The following is an 18971-nucleotide window of genomic DNA, read 5'->3' as shown; positions in this document are numbered from 1 at the left end:
AGGGACAGGGCTATTCCCGCCCCGGCCATCGAGGCCAGCAGCCCGCCGAATCGCACAGTGTTGGCGGTACCGATCCTGCCTACCACCCAGCCGGCCGTCGGCAGGGCAAGCAAAGAGCCGATGGCGGTGCAAAGCAGCAGTGTACCCATCTGGCCGGAGGTTATCTGCAGGGTTTCGGTCACCGCAGGGATCCTCGCTGCCCAGCTGGCAAAAACCAGGCCGTTAATGCCGAAGACAACGAAGGTGGCGGCAGCCGCTGCTTTCAGGCCAGCCTGCCGTACCGTTCCGGTATTTAAGCTCATACATTCACTACTTCCACAGAGTTGTCATCGAATCGTCGTTGTTCTTCGGGGCTGAACTCTTTGTTGGTGATCATGATGTCCACACGATCAAGGCTGCCCACAAGGGCCCTGGCCACCGCGTGCCATTTGGCAGCGGCGGCAGCAACAACTACGCGGGATGCCGATTCGACGCCGGCCCGCTTCACAGCCGCGTCGTCGAGGTCGTGGGCCAGGAGGCCGGCCCTGAGGTCCACTGCGCAGGGAGTGACAACTGCCGTGTCGAAGCGCAGGGAGCGGATGTTGGATTCCGCGAGCGGACCCCGGAAGCTCAGCTCGCCGGGGACAAGGCTTCCTCCCGGCAGGAGCAGCGTAGGGCGGATTCCGGCGGCGGATTCCTCGCCCGCAAGAACGTTAAGCGACCGGAGTGACATCGGCATGACGGTCAGTTCCCTGCCTACCAGGGCCCGCGCCACCTCCGTGGCGGTGCTTCCACTGTCCAGCCAGACATGCTCGCGGTCCCGCAGCAGGTTTGCTACAGCGGCTGCAATCCGCTTCTTGGTGTCCTGGTCCTCCAGCTCGCGCTGGCCGTAGCCTGCAGTTTCGCCGCGGCCGATGAGGCTCCGCGCCCCGCCGTGAACGCGCCGGAGAACTCCGTTGGCGGCCAAGACTTCGAGGTCCCGGCGGATGGTTGCTCCTGAAGCGTCGCAGGCAAGTGTAAGCTCCTCCACCGTCACCTCGTGCCGCTGGCGAAGCAACTCCGCAATAGCGCGGTGCCGCTCAACCGTCTTCATGATCAAATGATAACAACTTCTGCTCACTCGCTCAGAAAGTAATCAGACGCTCTCTCACTTGATGCGGCCTAGTCGCAAACGCTCTCTCACGTACCGAAGACAAACGGCCAACGCTCCTGCACCTGTGCGAAAGCGTTGCCAAAAACGTGCAGGAAGTGAGAGCGCGTCCGGCTAGCGGGCGCGCTCCACGCGCTTCTCGTCCCATACCGGATCGGCGGACTCGTACACCTTGCCATCCGATCCAAACACCAGGAAGCGGTCGAACGTACGGGCAAACCAGCGGTCGTGAGTCACGGCGAGGACCGTGCCCTCAAAGTGGTCAATCGCCCGTTCCAGTGCCTCGGCCGAGTGCAGGTCCAGGTTGTCCGTAGGCTCATCCAAAAGAAGCAGGGTGGCACCGCTCAACTGCAGGAGCAGAATCTGAAACCTGGCCTGCTGACCGCCGGAAAGGGACTCGTACTTTTGCTCCGACTGCCCTGCCAGGCCATAACCATCCAAGGCCCCGGCTGCTGCCTCACGGCCCAGGCCGGACCGGTGTTCGTCCCCTCGGTGCAGAATTTCCAGCAGGGTCTTGCCGAGCAAATCGGGCCGGACGTGCGTCTGGGCAAAGAACCCGGGGCGGATCCTGGCCCCAAGTTTCACGGTGCCCTCGTGCGGCACTTCGGCGATTTCGACGTCGGACACGGGCAGGTGCTCCCGCTCCGGATCGGTGCCGCCCGTAGCCAGCAGCCGTAGAAAGTGCGATTTACCGGAACCGTTTGAGCCCAGCACACCCACCCGGTCCCCGAACCACACCTCGGTGGAGAACGGCTTCATCAACCCTGTGAGTTCGAGCTTCTCCGCCACGATGGCGCGCTTGGCGGTCCGCCCGCCCTTGAGGCGCATCTGCACGTTCTGCTCGATGGGCAGCGCCTCGGGCGGTCCGATCTCCAGGAACTTCGCCAGACGGGTTTGCGCTGCGTGGTATCGGTTCGCCATGTCGGAGCGGAACGCGGCCTTGTTTTTGTACATGTTGACGAGTTCCTTGAGCTTGATGTGCTCCTCATCCCACCGCTTGCGGAGTTCCTCGAAGCGGGCATTCCGGTCCGCACGGGCGTCCACGTAGGAGCCGAACCCGCCGCCGTGGACCCAGGCCCCGGCGCCGCTGATCCCGGGTTCCAGGGTGACAATGCGCCCCGCGGCGTTATTCAACAGTTCACGGTCGTGACTGATGAAGAACACCGTCTTTTTCGATTCATTCAACTTGTCCTCAAGCCAGCGCTTGCCCGGCACGTCCAGGTAGTTGTCCGGCTCGTCCAGCAGCAGCAGGTCATCCGGTCCGGCAAAAAGCGCTTCCAGCACCAGCCGCTTCTGTTCACCGCCGGAAAGGCTCGACGCCGGGCGGTGCTGGGCGCGGTCAAAGGGGAGTCCCAGCGCGGCCATGCACACTTCGTCCCAGACGGTCTCGACGTCGTAGCCTCCGGCATCTCCCCAGTCCACGATGGCCTGGGCGTAGCGCATCTGGCTGGGTTCGTCGTCGTGCTCCACCATGGCCAGCTCGGCGTCGTCCACCTCCCGGGCCGCTGCTGCAAGGGCGGGCGGTGCCGCGGAGACCAGCAGGTCGCGCACGGTGGATCCGTCGCGGACCTGGCCCACAAACTGGCGCATGATCCCCATGTGCCCCGAGCGCCCGATGGCGCCTTCATCGGGAACCAGGTCCCCGGCGATGATCCGGAAAAGCGTCGTTTTGCCAGTCCCGTTGGGCCCGATCAGGGCGGTTTTAGTGCCATCCGGAACCTTGAAGGTCACTCCGTTCAGCAGCTGTGTGCCGTCGGAGAGGAAGTAATCGATACCGGATACGTCAATATGGGCCACGTATCCCATCTTCCCACGGCGCGCCCGCCCGAATTTTGTCCGGATCTGCAGGCCTGACTGGCTGGGAAGTCCGCATACCTGACCGAAACTCTACCCCGCGGCGGTGAGGAACTTTTGCAGCAGCGGTCCGGAGGTTGTTGCCCCCAGGCCTCCATCCTCCACAAAAACGGCAACGGCAAGATCGCCTTGTACGGCCACAATCCAAGCGTGCGTCTTTGGCGGATTCTCTTTGCCGAACTCGGCCGTGCCGGTCTTGGCTCCCACGGGGGCACCGGGAACACTGGACAGGAAACCTGCGTGGCCTGACGTGACCACGGCCCGCATCATGTCCGCCAGGGACGCCGCCTCCTCAGCGGTGATGGGGTTTTCTGAAGCCTGGGACGGAGCCTCCGCGGTGGCCGTGGCGGAGGGCTGGGCAGCGGGAGCGGTGGAACCGCTGGTGGTTCCCTCGGCAGCGGCACCCGCGTCGGGATTCAACACCAACTGCGGGGCAACCGGCGCACCCTTGGCCACCGAGCCGGCCATCATGGCGGCGGCCAACGGCGACAGCAGCACTTTTCCTTGGCCGATCATGGAAGCGGCGTGCTCTGTTCCCGCGGCTTCCCCAGGGACGGATCCCAGGAAGGCGGCGGCGCCGAGCGTCGGTGCCTCAACGGCGAGGCCCATCGCCATGGCGGCTGCTTCAAGCTGCCCCTGCGAAACGGTGTCACGGGCGGCGATGAACGCGGTATTGCAGGAGTGGGCAAAGGCATCCCGCAGCGTCACTGAACCCAGCGAGTCCTCCGGGTACCCCTCAGCGTTTTTGAAAGTCCGTCCGTCCACCGTCAACGTGGGGGTGCATTCAACCTTCGACGAAGGGGTCAGTCCGTTGCGGAACATCGCCAGCGAATCCACCATCTTGAAGATGGATCCGGGCGCGTACTGGCCCAGCATCGCTGTGTTGTAGCCGTTGCTTCCCGGGCCGGATGCTGCCGCCAGGACAGCGCCGGTTGAAGGCCGAAGCGCAACAATCGCAGATGCCGGCTCCACGCCTTCCAGCGTGCTCTCCGCCAGCGACTGCAGCGTGGGATCCAGGGTTGTCTTCAGTGGGGTTCCCGGCGTGGGCTTTACCTCGAAAAGCACCCGGCGCGGATCTTTTGCCGCGGACTCGATCTGTTCCCTCGTCAGGTCGGCGCGCTGTGCACGGATAACGACGGCGTCCGTCCCCCTGAGCTGGTCGTCGTACTGTTGCTGGAGGCCGCCGACGCCCGTGACGTCACCGGCTGTCAGCTCGCCCCCGGATGCCTCGATCTGCTCGGCCGTGGCCTCGCCTACCGAGCCGAGGACGGCGCGGGCAAACGTGCGGCTGGGAGCCAACGGCATTGAGGCCGGGATGGCGCGGGCTCCCGGAATCGCGGCAATCTGCTCATTGGTGATCGTGCGGCCGTCTTCCCGCAGGGTGATCGCTGAAACAAAAGCTTCGGCACCCGCGGCCTGTACCTGCTGGACGTACGCGGCCGGGTCCACTCCGACGAGCACTGCAAGCTTGGTAGCGGGATCAGCAGGATCCTCAGCCCCAAGCTGGGGCTTGTCGATACCAACATTCACCACAGGGCGGTAGGTCACCAGCGGTACGTCGCCTGCACCCAGGATGTCAGCGCGCTGAGGTGACTGGTTGCCTTTAGTCAGGATCTCGCTGTCGGCCAGGTCCGGCGCCAGGGTGGCCGGATCCCAGACGGTCAGCCATTTGTCCCCGGACTTCTTGAATTTGGCGGAGACGGTGTACTTCCACTCGGCGCCGCCGAAGTTCCAGGTGTAGTTGAGCGGTACCGACGCGTTGTCGCCGTCGAGGGCCAGTTCACCTGCTTCAACAGCGGGCTTCTGAGGATCCAGCGCCGCGAAGACTTTTTTCAGCTGGTCATTTGCAGCTGCTGAATCCCTGCCGTCGAAGGGCACCGAGCCCACATCCAGTCCGGCTATTGCCGTGGCCAGCTGCCCCGCAGCTGCCTCAGCGCCGCTCCTGCCGTCGTCGCAAGCAACCAGCGACGTTCCGAAAATGACGGCAGCTAAGCCCAAAGAAAGTTTTGTTGATTTCCCCATCGCGCCATTATCTCCTGCTTTTGCGGTTACTTTGGCACGTCCCGTTACAAACTGCTGCGGGACGGGTCGCGGCACTACACCGCAGCCAGGCCCAGTGCCGGGACGGAAAGGGCGAACATGTCCTGAAGGGCATACTTTGCAGCATGGTAGCCGGGCATGCCGGTAACACCCGGCCCTGGCGGGGTGGAGGAAGAACACAGGTAGACGCCGCGCAAGGGAGTACGCCACGGGACAGCTGACACGACCGGCCGCTGGACAAGGTTCAGCATGTCCATGGTGCCCGCGCTGAAGTCCCCGCGAACGTAGTTGCGGTTGTACTTTGCCAGCCCGGCAGCGGTGATGGCCCTGGACTCCACAACAAGGTCCCGGAACCCCGGCGCGAACCGCTCCAGTTGTGCAGTGATGGCTTCAGTCATGTCCCTCGCCGATCCGGAGGGGACATGGCAGTAGGTCCATAGGGTGTGATGTCCGGCGGGTGCGCGGCCGGAGTCGAAGCGTGACTGCTGGGCCACCAGGACGTAGGGGCGGTCCGGGTGCCTGCCCGCACTGACTTCGTTCTCAGCGCGTGCCACCTCGGCACGGGTGCCGCCCAGGTGCACCGTTCCGGCGTCGGCCAACTCCCTAGCCGACCACGGGACTGGTCCCGAGAGGATGAAGTCCACTTTGCACGAGCCATTCCCGTACCTGAACGATTCCAGCGCCCCCCGGTACCGTGCGGGAAGGACGTTACCTGCCATGTTCAGCAACCCCTGTGGGGCCACGTCCAGCAGAGTGGCGCGTGCGGATGGAAGGTCCTCCAGCCGGTCGATGGGTGCATCAGCGTGGATAACACCCCCATGGGCAACTATGTCCTCCGCCAAGGCGGCAGCTATAGACGCTGATCCCCCTTCAGGGATGGGCCAACCGCCGGCATGCCCGAGCGCCCCCAGCATCAGCCCCGCTCCGGACGCTGCGAGGGAGGGCAGATGGGAGATGGCATGGGCAGCAACCCCGGCCAGCAGGGCAGGCGCAGATTCTTCCTTAAACCGGGCGTTCCACAATCCGGTCCCCTGCTCCACCGTCCTCAACCCGAACAGCCCCGCGGCCAATGGGTTGCGGGGGATACGGATCAACTGGTTCTGCGTGAAGTCCATGACCCCGTCGATGTGGTCCACCAGAGGTGCCATCAGTCGCCGGTAGGCAGCTCCGTCACGTCCCAGCCCGTCAGCGGTCCGGTCCAGCGACCGGTAGGCGAGGGCGGCCATTCCACCCTCAAGCGGGGACCCATAGGACAAATCGGGAGTTATCAGGTTCACGCGGCGGGACAGTTCGAAGGCCTTGAAAAAGGGTGAGGCCACTGCCATCGGATGCACGGCAGAGCAGATGTCGTGAAAGTATCCAGGCCGCATCAGTTCGCTGGTCCGGGTCCCCCCGCCGATGGTTTTGCCGGCCTCGAAGAGCTCCACGGACAGCCCGGCCCGCGCCATCACCGCTGCGGCTGCAAGCCCGTTAGGCCCGGCGCCTACTACCGCCACGTCAGGCATTTGAACCTGCCTTCCAGGGCAACAGGGAGTGTGAACGTCCCCAAAGACTAAAGCGTAGCCAGTCGGGCGCGCCGGCGAAGGGACCGCCGTGGGGATCATCAAGGTGATGCCGCCGGATGGGGTCATAGTCGGGGTTGTAGATGTCCCAGGTCACGCGCAGCATCAGGTAGCCCACCGCAGCCATGTGCGCCGCCACGGCCAGGACGTAGTAGGGCATATCCAGGTTGTGCTGGGAAGAGCCTGCGCTGGTCACCTGTCCAAGGTACATCCACACTGCTGCCCAGTGCAGGCCCTCTATCCCTTGCCAGATCAAGAAGTCACGCCATCGAGGCCGCGCCAGTGCAAGGAGGGGGATCAGCCACACCACAAACTGCGGGGAATAGACCTTGCCGGTCAGGATAAACGCCGCCACGATCAGGAAGGCCAGTTGGGCCAGTCGGGGGCGGCGGCCAGCGGTCAGGGCAACAGCTGCAATGGCCAGGCAAGACAGCAGGAAAGAGCCAAGGGACAAGAGGCCGACGGCGGCAGGACTGAGTTCCGCCCATCGCAGCCGGTCTGCCACGAGGTTGTAGGCGAACCAGGCCGAACTGTAACCGGCGTCGCGGTCCGCACTGAACCGGAAGAAGTAGGCCCAGCCGGCAGGGTTGGCAGCGGCGAAGGGCAGGTTGACGGCCAGCCACGAGGCGGCGGCAGCGCCCGCCGTCACCAGGAGGGGACCGAACCGTCCAGTCCGGAGGGCCAGCAGCAGGATCGCGCCAAGGACAAGCAGCGGGTACAGCTTGGTTGCCGCCCCCAGTCCGATGAAGACTCCGGCAAGCACCAGCCGCTCCTGCGAGAAAAAGTACATGCCCAGGGCGAGCAGGGCCACCGCCCATAGATCCCAATTGATGGTGCCGGCCAACACGATGCCCGGGGCTAAGGCCACCATGGCAGCATCCCAGGGCCGCCGGCTGGTCGTCCGGGCGGTGGCCAGGACCGCGACCACCGTGACTGCGGCCAGCAGGGCAACATTGATGTCGAAGTAGGCGAGGACACGCGGATCCGATGTCCCGGTCCCGGGAACGAGCCATGCCGTCACGCCCGCGATCAGGGCAATCAGAACCGGGTACTCAAACTGGCTTCCGGCACCAAGGATGGGAAAGGTTCCCTCTGCCAGGCCGCGGTTCCGAAAAAGCTCGGGAAAGTCCGAATAACAGGTGGCGTAGAACTGCGTGGGAGATTCCCAGCCGTTGACGCGGCAATACCCTTTGAGCAGAATGCCTGCAAGGGCCGCCAGGACGGTGAGCAATATCAGTACACGTTCAACGGTGAAGGTGCCGGGGGAAACGATGCCCGGAGCGGCCCTGGTTCCGAGGGGGCCGCCGATGACTTCGGTGAAGTTGCGCAGCAGGACATCGCTGCGGCTGGGAACTACCAGGCGGGTCCGCCCTCGGTGCTCCGGCGGCTGGGTCTCCTCCATGGCATCGAGCTTACCGCCGCTGCCTGGCACCATCGGGAGAGGGCCCCGCGAGGAGCCCACGCGTCGCCGCGTGGGCTCCGGCACTGGCACTGAGGTGCACCCATATCTTCTCCTGGGGGCGGGCGGGCGGTTAGCGCGTGCCGCCCAACTGCTGGTGCATCAGGAGGAATACGTCTTCCCGCTGCTTCTCCAGCAGCGGACGGTTGAATTGCCTGCGGCTGCTGCGTCTCCGATGTGAAGCAGACAGGAGTTTTTGAAGTTTCTTGATCATTGTGGTCACCTCCTTTTCGAACTGATTGGCCCGCAAACTGGGCGCGACAATTAAGCCCCAATCCGCACATGAAAAAATCATGCGGATTTGGGCGCAGGAATACCCTGGAACGAATAGATAATTAGGGCGCGTAGGAAGGGAACACAAAGCCCAAAAGCTGCCGGTGGCAATAAGAGAAAAATGCCGGGCTAATGGATAGCTGGTTATCCCGTGAAAGATGCAAGGCTGCGGATACGGCGCCTAATGCAGCCGAAGCATCGCTGCCGGTCTCAGCACCGGCGGCAGGGACGAAGGCTAGGAGCCGGCGAGCCCTGCAAACGGGCGCGCATAAGCATCAGAGGCCGGGTCCGCGGTAACAGTCGTCTTCCGTCCGCTTGTCAAAGTAATCATTTCCCAACCTCCTTTTCTGCTTTGCCGTTGCTCCAGCTGACTGGCCCTGCAACGAACGCCACGTCCCCGGCAGGACGCCCTGGGGTCAGGAATAAAAGTACACCACGATTAGAGTGCGCCGCTACCTAATTCGTGAAACTTTCCGAAGAAACGTGGAAATAGGTATTAAAGGCCCCATCGGACAACTGCAGGAGTTCTCTTATCCCAGCCCAAGGTGCACACTTTTGCGGTGCCGAGAATAAAGTGGCGCCCCTCGCAAGGAGGCAATTCAAGCCAACGAGCTGTCAGGATCCGCGAGAAGTGCCCGTGGGCCACAATGAGGACGTTGTCCATGCCGGATTCCAGGACGCGGCCAATAATTTTGTCCGCCCGGGCTGCCACCTCGTCCAGCGACTCCCCGTTGGGCACGCCGTGGGTCCAGATCAGGTAATCGGGGTTGTCTTTCCGGATCAGGTCCGAGCTGATGCCTTCATAATCTCCGTAGTTCCATTCCACGGCGAGGGGCTCATGCTGGGCGTCGGGAAAGCCTGCCAGTTCCGCCGTCCGGCGGGCCCGCCTCAGGGGAGAGGTCAGCACCAGGTCAAAATCGACAGGGTCCAGCACCTTCCGTGCCTCCACTGCCTGCTGCTCGCCTTCGACAGTGAGGGGCAAATCAGTGAGTCCCGTGTACTGCCCGCTTTTGGACCACTCGGTTTCGCCGTGCCGGAGGATCCAGAGCTGGGGCCGGGGGGCAAGGGCAGGATTGGTCACTTGGACTCCTTGGAGGAAAGGTCGACGGCGGCAGGAGAAGTTCCGGCTCCAGGTTCGGCAGGTGCAGATTCCGGCTGCTCCGCCCACCAGCGGATCAGCCTCGCTTCCGCTTCTTCTGAGGGGAGGGGCCCGTGCTCCATCCGCTCATTAAGCAGGAACTTATAGGCGCGGCCCACCACAGGGCCAGGTTTGAGGTCCAGGAGGGCCATGATCCGGGCACCGTCCAGGTCGGGGCGCACCGCATCCAGCGATTCCTGTTCCCGCAGCGCAGCGATCCGGGCCTCAAGATCGTCATAGGCAACGGCCAGCCGCTCGGCTTTCCGCTGGTTGCGTGTGGTGACATCCGAGCGGGTCAGCCGGTGCAGCCGTTCCAGCAGCGGCCCGGCGTCGGTCACGTAACGGCGGACCGCGGAGTCGCTCCAGCCCGCGTCGCCGTATCCGTAAAAGCGCATGTGCAGCTCCACCAGGCGGGCAACGGCCCTGATGGTGTCGTTGTCAAACCGCAGGGCCTTCATCCTCTTGGTGGTGAGCTTGGCACCCACCATGTCGTGGTGGCGGAAGCTCACCGCGCCGCCCGGTTCAAAACGGCGCGTAGCCGGCTTGCCGACGTCGTGCATCAATGCTGCGAAACGGAGCACAAAGTCCGGGGCGGGAACGGGGCCCTCTGCGTCGGTTTCCAGCTCCGCCGCCTGTTCCAGCACCTGCAGTGAATGCTGGTAGACGTCCTTGTGGCGGTGGTGCTCATCCGATTCGAGCCGGAGGGCGGAGACTTCTGGCAGCACAAACTCTGCCAGGCCGGTGTCCACCAGCAAGTCCACGCCCACCCGGGGGCGACGTCCGCAGATGAGCTTTGTGAGTTCGTCCCGCACCCGTTCGGCAGAAATGATGGTTATCCGTTCGGCCATCCTCGTCATGGCCTGGCGCACGTCATCGTGGACGGAGACACCCAACTGCGCCGCGAATCTGGCGGCGCGCATCATGCGCAGCGGATCATCCGAGAAGGACGCTTCCGGAGCCCCCGGCGTGGCCAGGATTGAGGCGTGCAGGTCGCGTACGCCCCCGAACGGATCCACCAGTTCCAAGGAAGGCAGTTTCAGGGCCATGGCATTAATGGTGAAGTCGCGCCGAAGCAGGTCGTCAGTCAAAGAGGAGCCGAACGCGACCACCGGTTTCCGGGACTCCGGATCGTAGGCCTCTGCACGGTACGTGGTGATTTCGATCTGGAAGCCGGCCTTGCGCATTCCGATGGTGCCAAAGGCACGGCCAATTTCCCAGAAGTTGTCCGCCCACTTCTTGATCAGGGCCACCGTTTGGTCCGGCGTGGCGTCAGTAGTGAAGTCCAGGTCTGGGGAGGTCCTGCCAAGGAAAAGATCACGCACCGGACCGCCCACCAGCGACAGTTCGTGGCCGGCGTCCACAAAACGCTGGCCGAGCTCCAGGACCACCGGGTCCACCTGGAAATCGACGGTGTGGGATTCAGTCTTGTGATGTGGGTGCGCCATAGTTACTTAAGCTTGTCAGAAACCAGCGGCAGCGCAGGCCAAAATGCTGTCAAGATCCTGCTCATTCCGTGCGGCACCGGCAAAGCGCGTCATATGCAGTCCATGTTGGTGTCATGTTCCGGTCATCACGAACGGGCAACAGTCGTTAGAGTGGACTCCATGGCCCATCCAGTACCGAGCGCTCCAGGCAGGAGGACAAACGCACCGTTGCCGTCGGCAATCGGTGCGCACGTTGCGCCTGCCCAGCATTCGGCACCGGCTTCTCTGCCCACTGTCGAGGAAGTTTCGGCCGGCGGCGTCGTGGTGGACACCTCCGACGCCGAACTGAGGGTGGCAATCATCGCCCGCCTGAATCGCGGCGGACGCCTGGAATGGTGCCTGCCCAAGGGGCATCCGGAGGGCAAGGAAAACAACGAGCAGGCCGCTGTCCGTGAAATCGCCGAAGAGACCGGCATTGAAGGGGACATCCTCGCGCCCCTGGGAAGCATCGACTACTGGTTTACCGTCAGCGGGCACCGGGTGCATAAAACGGTCCACCACTACCTCCTGCGGGCCACAGGCGGCGAGCTGACCATCGAGAACGATCCGGACCAGGAAGCAGTGGACGTTGCATGGGTTCCCATCCAGGAACTCGCCCGGAAGCTGTCCTTCCCTAATGAGCGCCGCATCGCCGACTTGGCACGCGAAGTCCTGCCCGAACACCTCTAGGGCGGCTTTGCCGGCGCCGGCATTGCGGTAATAGGCGCCTACGGGTGAGACGATGAACTCGATGTCAGCTTCCAATTTTCCTTCCGATCAAGCCGGCCGGGCCGGTGGCGCTCCAGACGGCGTACCCTCCGGGGGTGTACCCCTGGACGGCGCGCCCCGGGCTGCAGCACCCCTGGACAGCGCAACCCAGGACAGCGCCCCCGCAGAAACCGCCCACCTGAATGCACCCGTGGACGGGTCTCCCTTGGACGGCGGGCAAGCAGGCGCTGAACAGGCGAGCGAAACCAGGTCCAGCGCCATCATGGCCGCCGGAACCCTCGTTTCGCGTTTCCTGGGGTTTGGCAAAACCTGGATGCTGGGCACAGCCCTGGGCCTCGGTTCCACGGTCAATGACACGTTCATCAACGCCAACAACCTGCCCAACCTGATCTTCCTGCTGGTGGCCGGCGGCGTGTTCAACGCCGTGCTCGTTCCGCAGATCATCAAGGCCAGCAAGGCTCCGGACAGGGGAGCGGACTACATCAGCCGGCTGCTGACGCTGGCTGTCCTGCTCCTGCTGGGACTGACGGCCTTGGTGACACTGGCAGCGCCCTGGGTCATCGAACTCACCACCCAGGGATACTCCCCGCAGCAAAAAGCATTGGCCGTGGCCTTCGCATTCTGGTGCCTGCCTCAGATCTTCTTTTACGGCCTCTATGCCCTCCTGACCCAGGTCCTTAACGCCAACGGCGCTTTTGGGCCTGCCATGTGGGCACCCATCCTCAACAACCTGGTGGCCATTGCCGGCTTGGGGATGTTCATTTGGATCTTCGGCGCCAACGAAGCGAACCCACACTCCCTGGACAACTGGGGAGATACCCAGACCCTGCTGGTGGCCGGGTTCTCAACCATCGGTGTGGTGTCGCAGACTGCCATCCTGATGATTCCCGTGATCCGCCTGAAACTGCGGCTCCGGCCGCGGTTCGGCTGGCGCGGAGTGGGACTGGGCCAGGCAGCCAAGCTGAGCGTCTGGACCCTGCTGACTGCCGCCGTCGGGCAACTCGCTTTCCTGTACGTCATGCGTATTGCCACCATTCCCGGCGCGGAGCGTATCCGGCTTCAGCAGGCCGGCGACCCTGCGGCAAGCATGCTGCCCGGCAACGCCGTCCTGGAAGTGGCCAGCCAGCTGTATCTGTTGCCGCACTCCATCATTGCCCTGTCCCTTGCCACGGTCCTCTTCAACCGTATGACCCGCGCGTCCCAGGACGGCAACCGCGCCGAACTGCGCGACGCCCTTTCACATGGCCTCCGGACCATGGCTGTGGCCACCGTGTTCGGTGCACTGGCCCTCTTTGCCCTTGCGGGTCCACTGGGAATGTTCTTTTCGGGCGGCCTGCGCCAAGACGGCGTGATGCTGGCCCAGACGCTGACCATCCTCGCGCTAAGCACGCCGTTTATGAGCGCCAATTTCATGATGTCCCGGGTCTTCTACGCGAATGAGGATGCCCGCACCCCCTTCTACATCCAGCTGCTCCTGGCCGTGGTTTACGTGGCGGGGGCGTTTGCCATCCAGTTCCTGCCCGTGAACCAGATCATCTACGCCATCGCAGTGCTATACATGGTGGGCAACATCCTCTCCGTGGTGATCAGTGCCTTTTTCCTGCGGCGCCTCCTGGGGCACCTGGACGGTGCCCGGATTGCCAACTCCTACATCCGGATGGGCTACGCGGCACTGGGGTCTGCCATTGCGGGTGCAGGAGCTCTGTGGCTGATGGGCAGCTACAGCCCGGACGGGTTCGCCTGGCGCGACCGGCTGACCGCGCTCGTAACAGTCATCGTGGTGGGCCCCATCATGCTGGTGGCCTACTTCTTCCTGCTCAAGCTGTTCCGCGTATCTGAACTGCGCGACCTGCTACGTCCCCTCCTGGGGAGGCTGGGGCGCGGCAGGCCGGCTGAGCCGGCTGCGGAAGACGGGACCCCGCCGTCGGACGCATCATCTGGTGCGCCTTTGGATGACCGAGCGCGCCGGGCACCCGAGCGCGCCACCACCTCCGTGGATACCGGGCTGATCCCGCGCATCTCCGGAGAGTTTGACGCCGTCTCCTTCCGCGCCGGTCCAGTCCCGGAACATGAGGCAGGGCACCGGGAACCGGCCGACAGCGGCGCCCGCTCCGAAGCCGACGGCACGTACCTCCCCGGCGAGGACCAGCCCAGCACTGCTCGCGGGGGACTGCTGCGCGATCAGATCCCGCTTCCGGGGCGCCGGACGTTCCAGGGGAGGGCCGGCGAGAACCCCCATTTCAAGCCCCGGCGGCCCCGGAAAAAGTGACCTTTCCGCGGTCTGCCGCTGTCTTCGTCCACGGTGAGTGAGGCGAAATCAGCTAGGATCGGAAGGGAACAGGGGTAGTTGCATTCAAGGGTCAGCCTCCCCGGCAGCCCCTTGAACGGTGGTTGCGTCATCCATGCCGGCAATACCGGACAGTCTAGGAGGAACACGTGTCCAACCCGATCGATGTCGGATCAGTACTGGGCGGCCGTTACAAGGTCACAGCCACTGTATTGGCCTCGCACGACCACGATCTGGTGCTGGATGGTGTGGACCAGGTGCTTAACCGCCCTGTCAGCATCCTGGTTGCCGGACCAGAGAACACTGAGCAGGTTGCCCAGAGCGCGCGCGAGGTTGCTACCGGTGAACGCCCCGGCACGGTTCAGGTTCTGGACCTCGGCGTGACCGAGGCTGCGACCTACCTCATCACCAACCACACGTCCGCCGCGGACCTGCTGGATCTTGTCGTGGCGTCCAACCCTCCCTATGTGGAGCCGTTCTTCACGGACACCCTTGGAAGCGAAATCTTTGGGCAGCCACGGTCCCATGAACCGGAGCCTTACGACGACGAAGACCATGTGGACGCCGGCTACATCAATTACGGGAATACGCACCCCAGCCAGGCTGGTCCATACCGTGCTGCACCTGCAATGCCACCAAAGGCTCCAGTCCGGCCGACGAATGCACCGGGTGGCCGCAACCCCTCCGGCGCGTCCCCTCTGGGGGGAGCAGCTCTTGGCGGCGCGGCTGGTACTGCGGCAGCCCACGCTTCAGCACGCCCCGCCAGCCCATCGACGCGGCCCGCTGAGGATCCGGCAACTGCCGGCGTCGACTCCAACTCGAGGAAACAGCCGGGTGCGGCTGCCACTGGGAAGCCCAAGGTATCCCTCTGGTCCGAAGATGATTACGCCAGCGCCGGAGAGCAGGACCGGTACGAAGACTCTCCGGTTGAAAATGAAAAGCCGACTAAGAAGAAGGCGCCGGTGTTTGCGCGTCCGGCAGCCGCCGGTGCCGTCCCTGCCAGCCCGTCCCATGCCGAGCAGGACGACTATGACGACGGCGACCGGGATGCACCGGCACGTGAACCGCGTTCGATGCGCTGGCTGGTGGGAGGACTGCTCGCCGTCGTTCTGATTGCCGGGCTTGTTTTCGCTGTGACCAACCTTGGGAGCCTTTTTTCCTCGCCGCAGGCCAACCCGTCAGCTCCTGTCACCAACGATGACGCTCCGGCAGCCTCGGTGGCGCCAACGCAGGCGCCCACCACGGCCCCGCCTGCCGTCCCGCCAGCCATCGAAAGCGTCAGCCGGCAAGGTAACTTTGATTTTGCCACCACCTTTGACGGTGACCTGGTGAAGGCTTACGACGGTAACGCAGCCAGCTATTGGTCGGACATGGAATTTGCCAGCGAAAACTGGGGCGGCCTGGCCGCCCAGGGCGTACCACTGGTGGTGAAGCTTGAAAATTCGGCAACGGTTTCTTCAGTGACGCTTTCGCAGCTGGGCGGATCGGGCGGAAACATCACGGTCTACACCAATGACCGGCCGTCCTTGGATGGCGCGAAGTCAGTCGGGACTAACAGCTTTACGTCAACGGATTTGAACATGCCCCTCGCGGAGCCTGTACAGGCCGAGTACGTGATTGTGTCCATCAACTCCCTTCCCCGACTGGCTGCGCCGAAGACGCGCTATGGTTACGGCCTCCGGTTGGCGGAGATCAAGGTCCAGTAACCCCGCTGCCTCTGCGGCGGTTCTGCAGACCCATAGGGTCATGTAGTGCCCTGGGGTGCTCCGGCTGCCTTGGGACGGTAATCTGGAAAGAGCGTCTCGCGGATTTCGCTTACTGCTGTTCGCGGTAAACGGGCGTGCCCTGGGGTCGGAATAACCAGCCTGCAGTATCAGTTGTGCCATGTGGCCGGCCTCCAAAGCGGGGCGCGTCAAATAAGGAAGAGGTTCACCGTTCAGTGACCATCACAGAAAACACCACGTCAGAAGTACGTGATGTCATCATCGTCGGCTCCGGCCCGGCTGGTTATACGGCAGCTGTCTATACCGCCCGCGCCAACCTCAAGCCCCTGTTGCTGGCAGGTTCTGTCACTGCTGGCGGTGAACTGATGAACACCACCGATGTCGAGAACTACCCGGGCTTCCCGGAGGGCATCATGGGTCCGGACCTCATGGAGAGCTTCGAGAAGCAGGCAGCACGCTTCGGCACGGAAATTCAGTTTGAGGACGTTACGTCGCTCCAGCTTGAAGGGCCTGTCAAGACGGTCACCATCGCCACCGGTCAAACGTTCCAAGCAAAGGCAGTGATCCTTTCCACCGGATCCGCCTACCGTGAACTCGGCCTACCGAACGAGAAGCGGCTTTCAGGGCACGGTGTCAGCTGGTGTGCAACCTGCGATGGTTTCTTCTTCAAAGACCAGGACATTGCAGTCATCGGCGGGGGAGACTCTGCCATGGAAGAGGCACTGTTCCTCACCAAGTTCGCGAAATCTGTAACGGTTGTGCACCGCCGCGATACGCTCAAGGCCTCAAGAATCATGGCCGACCGTGCCCTGGCCCACGAGAAGATCAACTTCATCTGGAACAGCACCGTGGCCGACGTAGTCGGGGACCAAAAGGTCACCGGTTTGAAATTGAAGAACCTCGTTGACGGTACTGTTTCAGATCTGGCAGTCACAGGCGTATTCGTCGCCATCGGGAACGACCCTCGGACCGATCTCGTCAAGGGAGTGCTGGACTTGACGCCAGAGGGAACCATTGCCGTCCAAGGGCGGAGTTCCAAGACTAGCCTGCCAGGCGTATTCGCCGCCGGCGACGTCATTGACCCCACCTACCGTCAAGCGATTACTGCATCCGGTTCCGGATGTGTCGCCGCGATCGACGTGGAGCACTACCTCGCAGATTTGACTGCCTAAGTTCTTAAACGCTACGAAGAGAGAGAAAAAACTATGAGCAATGCAAAAGAGGTAACAGACGCAAGCTTCGGTACGGACGTTTTGTCCTCGGAGAAGCCGGTCATCGTGGATTTTTGGGCTGAATGGTGCGGCCCCTGCCGCAAGCTCGGCCCTATTCTTGACGAGATCTCCGTGGAGTACGGCGAGAAGGTCGACGTCGTGAAGCTCAATGTTGATGATAACCCAGCGATTGCAGCACAATACGGCATTACCTCCATTCCTGCTGTCTACCTCTTCCAGGGCGGGGAAGTGAAGAGCACTGTCATCGGTGCAAAGCCGAAGCAGTTCTTCGAGAAGGAATTCGCAGACGTCCTTTCCTAGGTATTCGGTTCCGGGCTATTGCCCGGCCATAACAGAAGTGGTCATCGCTTTGGCGGTGACCACTTTTTTGGCTTCTATGTACTAGGGTGCTGGTGCCCGCTTCCGGCGGGTCGGTCCGCCAGGAGCGGGAACCAGTAAAGGGACGATGGACTTATTGGCACTGCCACCGGAGGCGAAAATGATGCAGCGGCTGTTTCACGTGAAACGCGTGTGGTCAGATTGATATAGGCAGGCGAGGAAATACGGCACGTTAGAGATCGGTGGAAACGTCCTTCGCTGGCAAGGGGCTCCGTGGGTAACGTCCAGCAGTTGTGCATTCTTCACGCGTCCACGTCGCCCGCAACTCCACTGCAACCGCATCGGGAAGCGCGCTTGTGTCCATCACTGCACTCGGCTACACAGGTGTTTCACGTGAAACAGCGTTGTCCGCCCCTCGATTGGTATGCGGGCTGGCGGACGCCCGAGATGAGCTGGTGCTTCGGCCTTTTACAGATCTATATGAGGACGGCGATCCCTTCAAACTGCAAGCCCTTAACAAGCGCCCAGACCCACGGCACACCCTCAACGGTTCAAAGTAGCGGCCCTTATGCCATAAGCGCTCTGCTGTGTGGGTGCATTGCTGAAGATCAACACGTAAAGGTTCAATTCTTGCGCCGTGACCATACGAGGAGCGCACACGACGACGCGAAAAAAATCTGGGGCAGATCAGCGAGACTGGGAACCGTCGATGCGCGACGACGCCCGGACGACAAGGGTGACACCGTCGCGGCCACCACGCTTCTTTTTGGGCAGTCCTGGAATTATCGTTGACAAGGCAGCCAGCTTTGACGGTTGAAGAAGCGGATCAGCTGCCCTCACGTTTGGGTCAACGTGGGGTCGCACTTTCGTGATGACCGTCCAGGACAAAGCATGCCGATTGCCCAAAGCACCGCCGCGCCCCAGGACACACGAGTCAGTCACGAGGACACACGAGTCAGTCACGCATCTGATCGTCCGGTTCTTCATTGCCTGTGACAGGAGCGCAAGCTGTGCGTGCCCATCATCAGGAAACCACTTTTTGTCTTTTGCACGCCTATTTCTGCACCCGTCTCAGTGCTCGAGTAAACGACAGCCGGCCTATCGTCGCTGCTACGCGAAGCAGCCTACAAACATGTTTGGCACGAGCTGCTTCCCGCAGCGGGGGAGCCGTTCCGAAAGTCAGCCTGATTACCAAATCTCGACCGGTCAACCCGCGGCTAGGTTCCTGCGAAGTCCTGTCCTGTTTCACGTGAAACGGCCCCCGCCTTTTGCACCACAGGGGAACGGTCCCATTTGTGGGGCAACACCTCCACACGGCCTTCACTCTGGCGATAACTCGCACTTTCCATCCTGGACGCGAGGCGAGTATGCCCCCGCTAAGCCTTGTACCTATGAGCCAGTACCGCAACTCGCCTCGGAGCATTCCGTGCGGACGTGTCATAAGGTACAGCTGGGCTTGGAGGCGGATACCAACTTAGCTACCTGCCGAGGCAGTGCAATCAATTGTGGTCCTGCAGTAAGGCGACAGAGCTTTAGCGATCCTCGCCATCCTTTCAAAATTAGCTCTACGATAGTGCCAGGAGTCCGTGGTGGGCCCTCCTCTTTCACCGACGCCCTTCCCCTGATCCCCTGCAAGAACTATCACCGGGGGTGCGGTTTCCCTACGGCCTAAGCGCCAGCTCGGGTCGAAGGACCTCCCGGGCGAGGGCGGGCACCCAGCACCCGCTTGCCTCACCTGGCTGCAACTGGCCGGACGCGCCCCC

At 62.8% G+C, this 18971-nt stretch carries 13 protein-coding genes and 1 pseudogene; 5 read left to right on the top strand and 9 right to left on the bottom strand.

Annotated elements, in window-relative coordinates; all coding sequences use genetic code 11:
* The 9 genes and pseudogenes from AC5RWX_RS21060 to AC5RWX_RS21020 form a co-directional block, all read right to left on the bottom strand.
* Positions 1-302, bottom strand: a pseudogene (locus tag AC5RWX_RS21060) (MFS transporter); the annotation flags it as partial.
* Positions 299-1072, bottom strand: a complete 774-nt coding sequence (locus tag AC5RWX_RS21055; protein WP_494098255.1) for a DeoR/GlpR family DNA-binding transcription regulator — start codon at positions 1070-1072, stop codon at positions 299-301. The gene AC5RWX_RS21055 and the pseudogene AC5RWX_RS21060, both read right to left, overlap by 4 nt.
* Before the next feature lie 171 nt (positions 1073-1243).
* Positions 1244-2926 (bottom strand): ATP-binding cassette domain-containing protein, encoded by a 1683-nt coding sequence (locus AC5RWX_RS21050; RefSeq protein ID WP_494098254.1) that lies wholly within the window; start codon positions 2924-2926, stop codon positions 1244-1246.
* Between the two features lie 90 nt (positions 2927-3016).
* The gene (locus AC5RWX_RS21045; protein ID WP_494098253.1) at positions 3017-5005 is read right to left on the bottom strand and encodes a penicillin-binding transpeptidase domain-containing protein; all 1989 of its coding nucleotides are present in this window, start codon (positions 5003-5005) and stop codon (positions 3017-3019) included.
* A gap of 74 nt (positions 5006-5079) precedes the next feature.
* Positions 5080-6528 (bottom strand): phytoene desaturase family protein, encoded by a 1449-nt coding sequence (locus AC5RWX_RS21040; RefSeq protein ID WP_494098252.1) that lies wholly within the window; start codon positions 6526-6528, stop codon positions 5080-5082.
* Positions 6521-7987 (bottom strand): glycosyltransferase family 87 protein, encoded by a 1467-nt coding sequence (locus tag AC5RWX_RS21035; RefSeq protein WP_494098251.1) that lies wholly within the window; start codon positions 7985-7987, stop codon positions 6521-6523. Before AC5RWX_RS21035 ends, AC5RWX_RS21040 begins: the two co-directional genes overlap by 8 nt.
* Positions 7988-8117: 130 nt before the next feature.
* The gene (locus tag AC5RWX_RS21030; protein ID WP_494098250.1) at positions 8118-8258 is read right to left on the bottom strand and encodes a hypothetical protein; all 141 of its coding nucleotides are present in this window, start codon (positions 8256-8258) and stop codon (positions 8118-8120) included.
* Between the two features lie 555 nt (positions 8259-8813).
* Positions 8814-9398 carry a histidine phosphatase family protein gene (locus AC5RWX_RS21025; RefSeq protein WP_494098249.1) on the bottom strand — a complete coding sequence of 195 codons (585 nt, stop codon included), beginning with the start codon at positions 9396-9398 and terminating at the stop codon, positions 8814-8816.
* Entirely contained in the window at positions 9395-10900 is a 1506-nt protein-coding gene (locus AC5RWX_RS21020) for a CCA tRNA nucleotidyltransferase (RefSeq protein WP_494098248.1), read from the bottom strand. Before AC5RWX_RS21020 ends, AC5RWX_RS21025 begins: the two co-directional genes overlap by 4 nt.
* A 207-nt stretch (positions 10901-11107) precedes the next feature.
* Between AC5RWX_RS21020 and AC5RWX_RS21015 the strand changes: the two genes are divergently transcribed.
* The 5 genes from AC5RWX_RS21015 (at position 11108) to trxA (ending at position 17190) form a co-directional block, all read left to right on the top strand.
* On the top strand, positions 11108-11608 hold the full coding sequence (locus AC5RWX_RS21015; RefSeq protein ID WP_050057127.1) for an NUDIX hydrolase: 501 nt from the start codon (positions 11108-11110) through the stop codon (positions 11606-11608).
* Between the two features lie 61 nt (positions 11609-11669).
* Positions 11670-13916 (top strand): murein biosynthesis integral membrane protein MurJ, encoded by a 2247-nt coding sequence (gene murJ / locus AC5RWX_RS21010; protein WP_494098247.1) that lies wholly within the window; start codon positions 11670-11672, stop codon positions 13914-13916.
* Between the two features lie 167 nt (positions 13917-14083).
* On the top strand, positions 14084-15640 hold the full coding sequence (locus tag AC5RWX_RS21005; RefSeq protein WP_494098246.1) for an ABC transporter substrate-binding protein: 1557 nt from the start codon (positions 14084-14086) through the stop codon (positions 15638-15640).
* A 233-nt stretch (positions 15641-15873) separates the two neighbouring features.
* A complete protein-coding gene (gene trxB, locus AC5RWX_RS21000; RefSeq protein WP_494098245.1) occupies positions 15874-16830 on the top strand; it encodes a thioredoxin-disulfide reductase in 957 nt (318 codons plus the stop codon).
* Between the two features lie 33 nt (positions 16831-16863).
* Positions 16864-17190, top strand: coding sequence for a thioredoxin (trxA, locus tag AC5RWX_RS20995; RefSeq protein WP_494098244.1), 327 nt, complete (start codon positions 16864-16866; stop codon positions 17188-17190).
* The last annotated feature ends 1781 nt before the right edge of the window (positions 17191-18971 follow it).

It is taken from the genome of Arthrobacter sp. SPT-J7, assembly GCF_059089965.1.
This window is presented reverse-complemented; position numbering and strand designations above follow the sequence as displayed.

Bases quoted from the DNA above. Each gene is read 5' to 3' on its own strand.
- AC5RWX_RS21030 (WP_494098250.1), bottom strand. From the start codon at position 8,258: ATGATCAAGAAACTTCAAAAACTCCTGTCTGCTTCACATCGGAGACGC.
- AC5RWX_RS21055 (WP_494098255.1), bottom strand. From the start codon at position 1,072: ATGAAGACGGTTGAGCGGCACCGCGCTATTGCGGAGTTGCTTCGCCAG.
- AC5RWX_RS21035 (WP_494098251.1), bottom strand. From the start codon at position 7,987: ATGGAGGAGACCCAGCCGCCGGAGCACCGAGGGCGGACCCGCCTGGTA.
- trxA (WP_494098244.1), top strand. From the start codon at position 16,864: ATGAGCAATGCAAAAGAGGTAACAGACGCAAGCTTCGGTACGGACGTT.
- AC5RWX_RS21045 (WP_494098253.1), bottom strand. From the start codon at position 5,005: ATGGGGAAATCAACAAAACTTTCTTTGGGCTTAGCTGCCGTCATTTTC.
- AC5RWX_RS21020 (WP_494098248.1), bottom strand. From the start codon at position 10,900: ATGGCGCACCCACATCACAAGACTGAATCCCACACCGTCGATTTCCAG.
- AC5RWX_RS21040 (WP_494098252.1), bottom strand. From the start codon at position 6,528: ATGCCTGACGTGGCGGTAGTAGGCGCCGGGCCTAACGGGCTTGCAGCC.
- murJ (WP_494098247.1), top strand. From the start codon at position 11,670: ATGTCAGCTTCCAATTTTCCTTCCGATCAAGCCGGCCGGGCCGGTGGC.